This window comes from Streptomyces sp. SID11385, from assembly GCF_010548245.1.
In the GTDB taxonomy this organism is placed as follows: domain Bacteria; phylum Actinomycetota; class Actinomycetes; order Streptomycetales; family Streptomycetaceae; genus Streptomyces.
In genome coordinates this window covers 1-13,102 of the sequence record NZ_JAAGLR010000946.1, presented here as the reverse complement: position 1 = coordinate 13,102, position 13,102 = coordinate 1, and the positions used below count along the sequence as shown (strand labels likewise).

Here is a 13,102-nt window from a genome sequence, read left to right as displayed (position 1 = left end):
CGTGGGCCACGGGGCGGCGGGGCGCGGGGCGTGCCGACCCGCGCCCCCCGGCGCGTTCGGGTCACGCGCGGGCGTCAGGAGCAGGTGCCCGCCGGGGTCTCGCGGGTGACGATGTCGGTCGTGCCGCGCGTGTCGGCCCAGACGACGCGCTGCGAGCCGTCGTCCATGCCCGGGTACATCTGGCCGGTGACCGCGCAGGAGACGCGCTGCCAGGTGCCGCCGTCGCCGGTCATGACGTCCTCGACGTTCGCGACCTCCAGCTTGGGCTGGTTGGCGTTGCCGGTGCCGAACAACGAGGCCAGGAGGTCGGTGCGGACGAGCTGCGTGTCGTTGACCGCGAGCTGGACGCCGCTGCCGAAGACCGAGCGGAGCTTGACGCTCTTCTGCTTGGCGGTGTTCGCCGGATCGGAGAGGTCGTAGCCCTTGACGTTCTGGAAGCCGAGCAGGAACGGGTTGGTGATGACGGCGAAGCCGTACGTGCCGTTCGCGACGTAGTCGGTCGCGGAGCTGAGCAGGTCGCCCGCCTTCGTGGCGGTGAGCTTCTTCGTGGCGAGGTCGTAGACGTCGAGCATCGTCGTCGACGTACCGCCGTAGTCGATGAACGAGACCTTGCCGCCGCCGACCTGCGGGCGCACGGCGCTGGTGCCGGGCTCGGGGGTGATGTTGACGGCGGGCTTGTTGCCCTGCTTGACCCACACGTCGGCCTCGTCGCCCTGGATGTCGACCCAGGTCACGGTGTTGCCGTCGATGTCGGCCTCGCGCTGGTCGCCGGGACCGCCCGCGACGACGGTCTCCTGAGCGTTCTTGCCGCCGCCCGCGGGACGGCTGACGACGTCCGCGCCGTTGGCGCCCACGCGGCTGTAGTACAGCTTGTTGCCCTTGAGGGCCGGGTCGATCATCCAGACGCCGGGCGTCGAGATGTCGTTGACGCCCTTGTCGGGCTGCGAGACGAGGCCGGTCTTGATGCCGTACTCGGGCGTGCCGTCGAAGAAGCTCTTCAGGTCGACGTACGAGGTCGCCCAGCGGTCGCCGTCGACGGCGATGTTGTGCGACATGTCCATGCCCTCGGCGCCGGGCGCGATGTCCTTGGCGAGGGTGACGGAGTCGCGCGGCGCCTCGACGTCCTCCCAGCCGGGCACGATGCCGTGCGCGTCGAAGGCGTTGTTGATCTGCTGGAGCTGGTTGCTCGTGGCACCGAGCCGGCGTGCGGCGTCGACGATCCCGTAGCGCGCCTGGAGGAAGTCCGTCCACGGCGTGAAGTTCTCCAGCGCCGCCGTGTAGATGACGTTGTCGGCGAACTTCTTGCTCAGCGACTTGCGCATGTCCCACATGGCCCCGCCGATGATGGTGGAGTTCGAGTGGACACCGCCGTTGTCGCTGGCGAGCGGGATGTTGAGGTAGTCGCGGTCGGCGCGGCGGCCGTCGCTCAGGTCGCGCAGCGCGCAGTCGGCCGGGTCCTCGTCGTGGCCGCACAGGTCCTCGCCGATCAGGCCCGCCATCGGGTCCTTCATCGCGAGGCCCTCGTCGTCGACCTCCATGGCCTCGCCGAAGTAGTCGCTGATCGCCTCGTTGAGGGCGCCGGACTGCGAGACGTAGAGGAGGCCCGCGGTGTGCTCGGTGATGCCGTGGGTCATCTCGTGGCCCACGACGTCGAGACCGACCGAGGCCGGGGCGCCGTTGATGTTGCCGTAAACCATCTTGGTGCCGTCCCAGAAGGCATTCGGGTACGCGACACCGTTCGAGGTGACGTTGACGACCGAGCGCATGGTGCCGCCCTTGCCGTCGATGCCGTCGCGCTTGAACTGCTTCTTGTAGAAGGCGTAGACCTTGGCGGCGTTGGTGTGCGCGTCCACGGCGCCGCTGTCCGTCGCGGCGGCGGGGAACTCGGTGGAGTCGGCGGAGGCGAGCGGGGTGCCGGCGGGCAGCACGCCCTGGTAGTCCGCCACGTCGCCGCCCTGGGCGTCGTACGTAAGGATCTCGCCGCCGGCCTTCTGGAACATCGGCTGCGTCCGGTCGCGCAGCTCGACCTTGCCGTCGGCGCGCTGGTACGCGTTCAGGTCGACCGTGGCGCCGTCGTAGTTCGTGCCCTTCGCGGTGACGGGGCCCTCGGTGACGGCGGGGTCCTCGTCGGCGGCCCGCGCCTGGGCGGGGGCCGTGGCCCGCGTACCGGCGGCGGCGATGCCCGCGATGTCGTTGTACGAGAAGGCGATGCCGCCCGTGTGCGCGTCGACGTAGACCTGCTGGCTCACCGGCTCGCCGGAGCGCTGGGTCCCCTTGACGGTGAAGTGGTAGGTCAGGACACCCTCGCCCCGGGGCAGGACGACGAGGTCGTGGGCCTCGATCGTGCGGCCCTCCGGGCTCAGCCTGCGCAGGCTCTCGTCGGCGAAGAGACGATTCTGCGCCTGCCGCGACGTCAGCTTCGGCGTCGCACTGACCTTGAGGTCGGTGAAGAGGCTGCCGCTCGCGGACTCGACCTCGGTGCCCTTCGTATGCACCTTGTACTCGGCGCCGAGGACCGGGATGCCCTTGTGCCGCTGCGTGAAGCTGACCGTCGTACGGCCGTCGAGCGTGCTCGACTTCGGCTTCGACAGGTCGAGGTCCTTGGTGTGGAAGACGTCGTCGTGCTGGGCGAGGTGTTCCTCGGCGGCGACGGCCGGGGTCTCCTTCCGGCCCGAAGCGGACTTCGCGGCGCGGTCCTTGAGACCTCGGACGAAGGAGGGGACCTTGGTGTGCTCGCCCGCGACACGGTCCGGGATGTGGCCGGAACCGGTTCGCGGGGCTGCGGCCTGGGCGGGCAGCGCGGTGAACAGCCCGCACAGGAGCGCGGCCGTCGAGGTGGCGGCGGCCAGCCGTATGCGTCTGGTGCTGGAAGAGGGCATGCCTGACCTTCTGGAGGGGGTGAGGAGTGGGCTTCCGGAATCGTCGCGAGCGATCCGGTGCGCGGGCAATGGCCGCACGTGTCGCATCACTGTCAATGGCAAGAACTTGTCAGTGATAATCACGTGGACAGTTGAGGGCGGGGACGCGGACGAAACAGGGACAAGTGCTGCACAATCTCGATCTCGACCGGTCACAGGAGTCCGTCTACCGGCACCTCGTCGAAGCCGGCACGGCCACGGCCGAGACCCTCGCACGGGCCTGCGCCCTCGAACTCCCCCACGTCGCCGCCACCTTGGAGGAGCTGCGCGCGGCGGGGCTGGTGACCCGGCTCGGAACGGGACGCGCCGAGGCCCTGTGGTGGGAACCGGCCCCGCCGCAGCTCGCGCTCGGCGCGCTGCTCGCGGTGCGTCAGGACGAACTGCGCGCCGTCTCCGCCGAGATCGCCAAGCTCGACGCCTCGTACCGCACGACCGTCGCCCGGCGCGGCAGCGGGGACAGCCTGGAGATCGTGCACGGTCCGGAGAACATCCGGCACCGCTTCCTCCAGCTCCAGCGCGGGGCGAAGCGCGAGGTCCTCAACCTCAGCAAGGGCCCGGCCGTCGCGGTGCGCCGCGAGGACAACCCGGCGGAACTCACCGTCATCGAACGCGGCGTCCGCATCCGCGTCGTCGTCGAACCGGCCGTCGTCGAACAGGACCTCTCCCTGCTCACGCTCGGCGTCTCGCTGGGCGAGGAGGTACGGGTCGCCGCGGAGGTCCCGACCAAGCTCGTCGTCGTGGACCGCGAACACGCGCTGCTGCCGCTCCACCAGGACCCCGACGACATCGCCGAGCACGCCGCGATCGTCCACGCCCCCGGCGTCGTCGGCGCGCTCACCGCCCTCTTCGAGCAGGTCTGGCAGCGCGCCCGGCCACTGAACGGCCACTCCCGCGGCGAGGACGACCGCGCGATCCAGTCCCTCATGCTCGCCGGCCTCACCGACGAGGCGATAGCCCAGCGCATCAACACCTCGGTCCGCACCGTCCACCGCCGCATCCGCCGCATGATGGACCGCACGGGCGCGGCCACCCGCTTCCAGCTCGGCTGGCACTTGCGCGACGAGGCGGGGGAGGAGTCGGGGTGATGGCCGGGGGCACGGCGACGGCACGCCGCGACGTCTCCGACGCGTATGCGACGCAGCGGCGCCCGCGCGACGCAGCGGCGCCTCAGGCGACGTGACGGCGCCACGCGACGCAGCGGCGCCCCGTACGACGTAGCGGCGCCCCGTACGACGTAGCGGCGCCCGCGCGACGTAGCGGCGCCCGCGCGACGTAGCGCCACCTCCTCCAGACGCGGCAACTCCCCGCCGCCGCGACGCCCTCTCAGTCCTCCCCGTACTCCCAGATCCGCCCCAGGAAGCTCCGCATTCCCTCCGTCAGGGCTTCCGCCGTCGTCGCCGATTCGGGGTCGAAGAGCCACTGGAGGGTGAGGCCGTTGAGGAGCGTCAGGTGGAGGCGGCCCTCTGTGTCGACGAGTTCGGGGGGCAGGGAGTCCTCGTCGAGCCCGGAGAAGGCCGCGAGGAGCCCCGAGCGTCCCGCGGGCTGCGCGGCGATGAGCACGTCGCGCGCGGCCGGCCAGCGGTCGCCGAAGAGCGTCATCTCGAAACTGAGCCGCCACAGGGCGCGCTGCGCGGGGAACGAGGCGAGCACCGCTTCCCACGTCGCGCGGAAGTGCGCGAGCGTGCCGGGCGCCGCGTCGGCACCCGGCGCCCCTTCGGCCGGGCCCAGGTCCATGTCCTCCACGAGCGCGACGTAGGCGCGGCCGAGCAGCGCGTCCTTCGATCCGTAGTGATAACCGATGGAGGCGAGGTTCGCCCCCGACTCCCGCACGATGTCGCGCGCCGTCGTCGCGGCGAACCCCTTGTCCAGCAAGCAGCGTTTGGCGCCTTCGAGCAGATCCTCACGGTGTCCCATGCGGGCAGCGTAACGACGTTCTGACGCTTGTCACAGACGCTTGTACAGATGCGCGAATCCGGTACGCCAAAGCGCGTAGACGCCCGTATGAGACGACCGTATTAAACGCTCGTTCTATACGACCGTCATAGACGCTCGTATAGATCCTCTCTAGCGTCCTCCCCATGACCTCTGAACACCTGACCCCGGAACACCGTCCCGAACGCCGCCGCCCGGAACCGGCGCCCCGTGCGGGCCGCCGCGAGTGGGCCGCCTTCACCGTCCTCCTCCTCGCCCTCCTCATGGTCGCGATGGACACCTCCGTCCTGTTCTTCGCGGTCCCGGCCATCAACGCCGATCTCGCCCCGAGCGGCACCGAACAGCTGTGGATCTACGACGTCTACGGCTTCCTGCTCGCCGGGCTCCTGCTCACGATGGGCTCGCTCGGCGACCGGATCGGGCGGCGCAGGCTCCTGCTGTGCGGGGCGGCGGCGTTCGGCGCGGCGAGCGCGGCGGCGGCGTACGCGACGAGCCCCGAGATGCTGATCGCCGCGCGCGCCGTGCTCGGCGTCGGCGGCGCGACGCTCATGCCCTCGACGATGGGCCTGATCCGCGTCCTCTTCCGGGACGCGAAGCAGCGGGCCCGCGCGATCGGCGCGTGGACGGCCGTCCTGACGGGCGGTATCGCGCTCGGGTCGGTCGTCAGCGGCGTCCTGGTGGAGCACTACTGGTGGGGCTCGGTCTTCCTCGTCAACCTGCCCGCGATGGTCCTGCTGCTGGTCCTCGCGCCGCTGCTCATCCCCGAGTACCGCGACCCGGAGGGCGGGAAGTTCGACCTGCCGAGCGTGCCGCTCTCGCTCGCGGCCGTCCTGCCCCTGGTGTGGGCGCTGAAGGAGATTCCCGGCAACGGGATGCGCCCCTCCTACGCCCTCGCCCTCGCCGTCGGACTCGTCTTCCTGGTCCTCTTCGTCCGCAGGCAGCGCACGGCCGAGCGGCCGATGGTGCCGCCGGCGCTCCTGAGGGTCCGCGGCTACCGGGGCGCGCTCGTCCTCGGCACGCTCGCCGCCTTCGGGATGATGGGCTCCTCGTTCTTCACGACGCAGTACCTCCAGTCGGTCCTCGGACTGAGCGCCCTGGAGGCCGCGTTGTGGAGTCTGGTGCCCTCGGTGCCGATCGGCGCGGCGGCCCCCGTCGTGACGGCGCTCGTGCAGCGCGGCGTGCCGCGTGCTCGCGTCGTCGCCGCGGGGTTCGTCCTGAGCGCGAGCGGCATGGCGGTGCTCGCGCTGCTCGGCACCGGCTCGCTCGCGCTCGTCCTGACCGGCGCGGGACTGCTCGCCGTCGGCATCGTGACCGCGCTCTCGCAACTCACCGACCTCGCCCTGGGCGCCGTCCCCGTCGAACGCGCGGGCACCGCTTCGGCGTTGTGGGAGACGGGACAGGAGTTCGGCGGTGCGCTCGGCCTCGCGACGCTCGGCTCCCTCGCCACGACGATCTACCGCGCCCGCCTCACGGACGCCGGACCGGCCGGGCTTCCCGGCAACGCCCGCGAGACGCTGGGCGGGGCCGTGGCCCACGCGACGCGTCTCGGCGGGGAGCGGGGCGCCGACCTGCTGCGCACCGCGCGCGAGGCCTTCGTCTCCGGGATGCACGTCGCGGCCTGGACCTGCGCCGCGCTCTTCCTCCTCTGCGCGGCGGGCGCGGCGCTCGCCCTGCGCGAGAAGGACGGGGCGACACACACGCACGCGGCCGAGCCCGCCCCCGCACCCACGGACACGCACGCCACGGCGCCCGCCCCCGCCCCCGTACCCACGAAGGCGCTCCCGGACGACGCGTGACCGGCACAAGCTCCGCACGCGCCTCCCCCGCGTCCCGCACCCGGTCCGGAACACCCGTCCGGACCCCCTACGCAAGCCCCCCGCGCCCCCGCGCACCCGAAGGGCCCGCTCCCCCACCGCCGTCCGGCGGGAGGAAGCGGGCCCTTCACGTTCATACCCTCAGGCGCACCCCAGGCGCGCGGAGACCCGAACCGGCCCCGGCTCAGGTCAGGTCGACCGCCCGCGCCGACGTCGCCCCGGTCTCCTGCGCGACCTCCGCGAGGACGTCCGCGGGGACCGAGTCGTCGACCGTGAGGACCGCGAGGGCCTCGCCGCCCTCCTCGGCGCGCGAGACCTGCATGCCCGCGATGTTGATGCCGGACTCGCCGAGGACGCGGCCCACGGTGCCGACGACGCCGGGACGGTCGGCGTAGCGCAGCACGACCATGTGGTCGGCGAGGGCCAGGTCGACGGTGTGCTCGCCGATCGCGACGATCTTCTGGAGGTGCTTGGGACCGGCGAGGGTGCCCGAGACCGCGACCTCGTCGCCGTCGCCGAGCGTGCCGCGCACCGTCACGAGGTTGCGGTGGTCGGGGGACTCCGAGCTGGTGGTCAGGCGGACCTCGACGCCGCGCTCCTGCGCGAAGAGCGGCGCGTTGACGTACGACACGGTCTCCGCGACGACGTCCTCGAAGACGCCCTTGAGCGCCGAGAGTTCGAGCACCTTGACGTCGTGCTGCGTGATCTCGCCGTAGACCTCCACGTCGAGACGGACCGCGACCTCGCCCGCGAGCGCGGTGAAGATGCGGCCGAGGCGCTCGGCGAGCGGCAGGCCCGGCTTGACGTCCTCGGCGATGACGCCGCCCTGCACGTTGACCGCGTCGGGGACGAGTTCACCGGCGAGCGCGAGGCGCACGGACTTCGCGACGGCGATGCCGGCCTTCTCCTGCGCCTCGTCGGTCGAGGCGCCGAGGTGCGGGGTGCACACGACCTGGTCGAACTGGAAGAGCGGCGAGTCGGTGCACGGCTCCTTGGTGTACACGTCGAGCCCGGCGCCCGCGACGCGGCCCTCCTTGAGCGCGGAGGCGAGCGCCTCCTCGTCGACGATGCCGCCGCGCGCGGCGTTGACGATGCGCACCGAGGGCTTGACCTTGTGCAGCGCCTCGTCGCCGATGAGACCGAGCGTCTCGGGGGTCTTGGGGAGGTGCACGGTGATGAAGTCCGCGACCTCCAGGAGCTCGTCGAGCGTGAGGAGCTTGACGCCCATCTGCGCGGCGCGCGCGGGCTGCACGTACGGGTCGTAGGCGACGACCTTCATGCCGAAGGCGGACATGCGCTGCGCGACGAGGACGCCGATGCGGCCGAGGCCCACGACGCCGAGGGTCTTCTCGGCCAGTTCGACGCCCGTGTACTTCGAGCGCTTCCACTCGCCGCCCTTGAGCGCCTGGCTCGCCTGCGGGATGTTGCGCGCCGTGGCGATGAGGAGACCGCAGGCCAGCTCGGCCGCGGTCACGATGTTCGAGGTGGGGGCGTTGACGACCATGACGCCGGCCTTGGTGGCGGCGGAGACGTCGACGTTGTCCAGGCCGACGCCCGCGCGGGCGACGACTTTGAGCTTCGGCGCCGCGGTCACGGCCTCGGCGTCGATCTTCGTCGCCGAGCGGATCAGCACCGCGTCGACCTCGGCGAGGGCCGGCAGGAGCTGGGCCCGGTCGGCGCCGTCGCAGTGACGGATCTCGAAGTCGGGGCCGAGGGCGTCGACCGTGGCGGGGCTGAGTTCCTCGGCGATCAGTACGACAGGCTTGTCTTGCGCGCTCACGTGTGTCCTCACAAGTCCTATGCGGACGGCCGTCCCGACGGCCGCATGCGGTGGAGGGGGTTCTGGCCGCGTGGAAGACGCACGACACTGTGGGCCTGACGCGTATGGAAGTGCAGTGTAGTGGTGCACCGCGGGGGCCCGATCCGCCCGAACGGAGGGTTCACCCGTTCGGGATTGGACTACGTGTCCATAGCACGTACGTCCGCTTCGGCTGCCCCGCCTGGACCGCTCACCCCCGTACGACGACGGGGACCGGTCGCCCGGCCCCCGTCGTCGGATGCCCCGCGCGTGCGGCGGGGCAAGGGGCTCAGACCTCTTCGTCGACCCAGCTCATGAGCTTGCGCAGCTCCTTGCCGGTGGTCTCCAGGAGGTGCTGCTCGTCGGCCTTCTTGTACTCGTTGTACTTCGGCAGGCCGCTCTCGTACTCCTTCATCCAGGTGTTGGCGAAGCTGCCGTCCTGGATCTCGCCGAGGATCTTCTTCATCTCGGCCTTGGTCTGGTCCGTGATGATGCGCGGACCGGAGACGTAGTCGCCCCACTCGGCGGTCTCGGAGATGGACCAGCGCATCTTCTCCAGGCCGCCCTCGTACATGAGGTCGACGATGAGCTTCAGCTCGTGCATGCACTCGAAGTAGGCGATCTCCGGCTGGTAACCGGCCTCGACGAGGGTCTCGAAGCCCGCCTTCACGAGCGCCGCGGTGCCACCGCACAGCACGGCCTGCTCGCCGAAGAGGTCGGTCTCGGTCTCCTCGGTGAAGGTCGTCTTGATGACGCCGGCGCGGGTGCCGCCGATCGCCTTCGCGTACGAGAGGGCGAGGTCGAAGGCCTTGCCGGTCGCGTCCTGCTCGACGGCCGCGATGCACGGGACGCCGCGGCCCTCCTCGTACTGGCGGCGCACGAGGTGCCCGGGGCCCTTCGGGGCGACCATGCAGACGTCGACACCGGCCGGCGGCTTGACGAAGCCGAAGCGGATGTTGAAGCCGTGGCCGAAGAAGAGGGCGTCGCCGTCGCTCAGGTTGTCCTTGACGGACTCCTCGTAGATCTTGCCCTGGATCGGGTCCGGCACGAGGATCATGATCACGTCGGCCCAGGCGCTCGCCTCGGCGGGGCTCAGGACGGTGAGGCCCTGCTCCTCGGCCTTCGCCTTGGACTTGGAGCCCTCGTGCAGACCGACCCGCACGTCGACGCCCGAGTCGCGCAGCGAGAGCGCGTGCGCGTGCCCCTGGCTGCCGTAACCGAGGACCGCGACCTTCCGGCCCTGGATGATGGACAGGTCTGCGTCGTCGTCGTAGAACAGCTCGGCCACTGGTTTATCTCCTTGTATGCGGATGGTGCGTCCCACCGTACGGCGGGGTCCGTCTGGTGTGTGCTCGGGTCTCGGGATACGAACGCCGGCGGGGACCGGCGCGCGGGGCGAGACGGGGTGGTGCGAAGGAGACCGGTGCGCGGGTCACGCGCGGGGGTACGTCCTGGTGGCTCGTGCTCGTACGGGTGCGGGTCGCGCACGTTTTCGTACGGTACGAAGCCGGGCGAGGCGTCATGGGGTCCGGCACCTGGATGCGGTCCGGGCCCCCGCGCCGCCTCGTGGCCGGTGCGGCGGTCGCCCGCCGCTCAGGCGCTGCGGTCCAGGGCCCGCAGGGAGCGGTCGGTGATGGACCGTCCGCCGCGCCCGACGGCGATGGTGCCGGACTGGACGAGTTCCTTGATGCCGAAGGGTTCGAGCATCTTGAGCATGGCCTCCAGCTTGTCGCTGGAGCCGGTCGCCTCGATCGTGACGGCGTCCGGCGAGACGTCCACCGTCTTCGCGCGGAAGAGCTGGACGATCTCGACGATCTGCGAACGGGTCTCGTTGTCGGCCCTGACCTTCACCAGGACCAGCTCCCGGTGGATCGCGGAGCCGGGTTCCAGCTCCACGATCTTGAGGACGTTGACCAGCTTGTTGAGCTGCTTGGTGACCTGTTCCAGGGGGAGTTCCTCGACATTGACCACGATGGTGATGCGGGAGATGTCGGGGTGCTCGGTGGTGCCCACCGCGAGCGAGTCGATGTTGAACCCGCGGCGGGAGAAGAGGGAGGTGATGCGGGCGAGGACGCCCGGCTTGTTCTCCACCAGGACGGAGAGCGTGTGCTTGGACATGTTCATGTGCGTTTCTGCTCTTCCGTCTCAGTCGTCGGCGGCGTCGCCGAAGTCGGGGCGGACCCCGAGGGCGGCCATGATGTCGTCATTGGACGTGCCGGCGGCGACCATGGGCCACACCATCGCGTCCTGGTGGACGATGAAGTCGACGACGACGGGGCGGTCGTTGATGGAGTTCGCCTTCGCGATCACCGCGTCCAGCTCGCTCGGGTCCTCGCAGCGCAGGGCGACGCAGCCCATGGCCTCGGCGAGCTTGACGAAGTCGGGGACGCGCGTGCCGGCGGGCCGGGGCGCGCCGTCGCGCTGGCCGGGCACGGCGGGGTCGGTGCCGGTCGGGTCACCGGCGAGGACCGTGTTCGAGTAGCGCTGGTTGTAGAAGAGGGTCTGCCACTGCCGCACCATGCCGAGGGCGCCGTTGTTGATGACGGCGACCTTGATCGGGATGTTGTTGAGGGCGCAGGTGGTCAGTTCCTGATTGGTCATCTGGAAGCAGCCGTCGCCGTCGATCGCCCACACGGTGCGTCCGGGCTGTCCGGCCTTCGCGCCCATCGCGGCGGGGACCGCGTAGCCCATCGTCCCGGCGCCGCCGGAGTTGAGCCAGGTCGCGGGCTTCTCGTGCTCGATGAAGTGCGCGGCCCACATCTGGTGCTGGCCGACGCCCGCGGTGAAGATCGTGTCGTCGGGGGCGAGGGTGCCGATGCGCTCGATGACCTGCTGGGGCGACAGGGTGCCGTCGGTGGGCTGCTCGTAACCCAGCGGGTACGTCTCGCGCCAGCGGTCGAGGTCGGCCCACCACGCGGTCAGGTCGCCCTTGTTGCCCGCCGCGTGCTCGCTCTGGACGGCCTGGACGAGGTCGGCGATGACCTCCCGCGCGTCGCCGACGATCGGGACGTCCGCGGTGCGGTTCTTGCCGATCTCGGCGGGGTCGATGTCGGCGTGCACGATCTTCGCGAGCGGCGCGAAGCTGTCGAGCTTGCCGGTGACGCGGTCGTCGAAGCGGGCGCCGAGCGCGACGATGAGGTCGGCCTTCTGGAGCGCGGTGACGGCGGTGACGCTGCCGTGCATGCCGGGCATGCCGACGTGCTGGGGGTGGCTGTCGGGGAAGGCGCCGAGGGCCATCAGGGTCGTCGTGACCGGGGCCCCGGTGAGTTCGGCGAGGACCTTCAGCTCGGCGGTCGCGCCCGCCTTCAGGACGCCGCCGCCGACGTAGAGCACGGGGCGCTTGGCGGCGCTGATGAGCCGGGCGGCCTCGCGGATCTGCTTGGCGTGCGGCTTCGTCACGGGGCGGTAGCCGGGCAGGTCCTGGGTGGGCGGCCAGCTGAACGTGGTGTCGGCCTGGAGCGCGTCCTTGGCGATGTCGACCAGGACGGGGCCCGGGCGGCCGGTCGAGGCGATGTGGAACGCCTCGGCGATGGCGTGCGGGATGTCCTCGGCCTTGGTGATGAGGAAGCTGTGCTTCGTGACGGGCATCGTGATGCCGACGATGTCCGCCTCCTGGAAGGCGTCCGTGCCGATGGCGGCCGAGGCGACCTGCCCGGTGATGGCGACGAGGGGCACCGAGTCCATGTTGGCATCGGCGATCGGCGTGACGAGGTTGGTCGCGCCGGGGCCCGAGGTGGCCATGCAGACGCCGACCTTGCCGGTGGCCTGCGCGTAACCGGTCGCGGCGTGGCCCGCGCCCTGCTCGTGGCGCACCAGGATGTGCCGCACGCGGGTCGAGTCCATCATCGGGTCGTAGGCGGGGAGGATTGTGCCGCCCGGGATGCCGAAGACCGTGTCGGCCCCGACCTCTTCGAGGGAGCGGATGAGGGACTGCGCACCCGTCACGCGCTCGACGTGTCCGGACTGCTGTCCGCCGGAACGGGGCCGCGGCTGCGGATGCGGGGCCCCGGTGGCCTGCTCGGTCATCGGCATTCTCTTCTCAAGCTTGAGTTCTCGGTACGGATGGGCGGGTGCGTTTCGTGGTGGTTCGCGCGGCGGCGGGGGCCGGTCCGGTGGGCACCTGTGCAACAAAAAACCCCTCGTGCCGGGTGGCAAGCGAGGGGAGCGCGTCGGTGCGGGTGCCGGAGTTCGTTCTCCGGCTTCAGCCGACGCGCTGTCCAAGTACGAGAATTCGGGTGCGCATGGCAGTGACCCTCCTCCCAGCGGCTGTCAACTGTCAAGCCGATGGGATGTGGATCTCACGATGTGGTCATCGGAGGGGGTGTAGGAGCCAGCATCCGAGCGGGCGTCGGAGCGGGCGTCGCGGGGTGCGGTAGGTGCGCGGCCAAGCCGCTCCGGACACTGCCCGCCCCGGCCGGGCGGGGCAGGCGGGGCCGGGGTGGTGAAGGCCACGGGCCACGATGCGGACAGCACGGGGCCGGACGCCGGGCCCCCGTGGCCGTCACTGCGGGGGCGCGGAGGTGTCCGGCTGTGCCGTGCCCGCTGCCTCGGCGGCGGTACGGGGCCCTGCGCGCCGCTCGCCCGGCCGCTTGCCGAGCAGCGCGGCGAGCCCGCTCCCGGCCGCCGACGCCGCCTCCGTG

General features: G+C 71.2%; 8 protein-coding genes. 2 read left to right on the top strand and 6 right to left on the bottom strand.

Annotation, left to right across the window (positions count from 1 at the left end; translation table 11 throughout):
- Positions 1-74: 74 nt before the first annotated feature.
- Positions 75-2,879: a M4 family metallopeptidase gene (locus tag G3I42_RS28855; protein ID WP_164290697.1), complete on the bottom strand. Its 2,805-nt coding sequence runs from the start codon at positions 2,877-2,879 to the stop codon at positions 75-77.
- A gap of 164 nt (positions 2,880-3,043) precedes the next feature.
- Between G3I42_RS28855 and G3I42_RS28850 the strand changes: the two genes are divergently transcribed.
- Positions 3,044-4,003, top strand: a complete 960-nt coding sequence (locus G3I42_RS28850; protein WP_164290696.1) for a LuxR family transcriptional regulator — start codon at positions 3,044-3,046, stop codon at positions 4,001-4,003.
- 238 nt (positions 4,004-4,241) lie between these two features.
- On the opposite strand, the gene G3I42_RS28845 is transcribed toward G3I42_RS28850, so the two are convergent.
- Complete coding sequence (locus G3I42_RS28845; protein WP_164290695.1) at positions 4,242-4,832, bottom strand: TetR/AcrR family transcriptional regulator; 591 nt, start codon at positions 4,830-4,832, stop codon at positions 4,242-4,244.
- A 164-nt stretch (positions 4,833-4,996) separates the two neighbouring features.
- Here G3I42_RS28845 and G3I42_RS28840 point away from each other — a divergent pair, with 164 nt between their 5' ends.
- The gene (locus G3I42_RS28840; RefSeq protein WP_239096745.1) at positions 4,997-6,646 is read left to right on the top strand and encodes an MFS transporter; all 1,650 of its coding nucleotides are present in this window, start codon (positions 4,997-4,999) and stop codon (positions 6,644-6,646) included.
- 202 nt (positions 6,647-6,848) lie between these two features.
- On the opposite strand, the gene serA is transcribed toward G3I42_RS28840, so the two are convergent.
- From serA to G3I42_RS28820, 4 genes are all read right to left on the bottom strand, one after another.
- On the bottom strand, positions 6,849-8,444 hold the full coding sequence (serA, locus tag G3I42_RS28835; RefSeq protein WP_164290694.1) for a phosphoglycerate dehydrogenase: 1,596 nt from the start codon (positions 8,442-8,444) through the stop codon (positions 6,849-6,851).
- 307 nt (positions 8,445-8,751) lie between these two features.
- Positions 8,752-9,750: a ketol-acid reductoisomerase gene (gene ilvC / locus G3I42_RS28830; protein ID WP_164290693.1), complete on the bottom strand. Its 999-nt coding sequence runs from the start codon at positions 9,748-9,750 to the stop codon at positions 8,752-8,754.
- 305 nt (positions 9,751-10,055) lie between these two features.
- The gene (gene ilvN / locus G3I42_RS28825; protein ID WP_164290698.1) at positions 10,056-10,580 is read right to left on the bottom strand and encodes an acetolactate synthase small subunit; all 525 of its coding nucleotides are present in this window, start codon (positions 10,578-10,580) and stop codon (positions 10,056-10,058) included.
- Between the two features lie 27 nt (positions 10,581-10,607).
- The gene (locus G3I42_RS28820; RefSeq protein WP_164290692.1) at positions 10,608-12,488 is read right to left on the bottom strand and encodes an acetolactate synthase large subunit; all 1,881 of its coding nucleotides are present in this window, start codon (positions 12,486-12,488) and stop codon (positions 10,608-10,610) included.
- Positions 12,489-13,102: the final 614 nt, after the last annotated feature.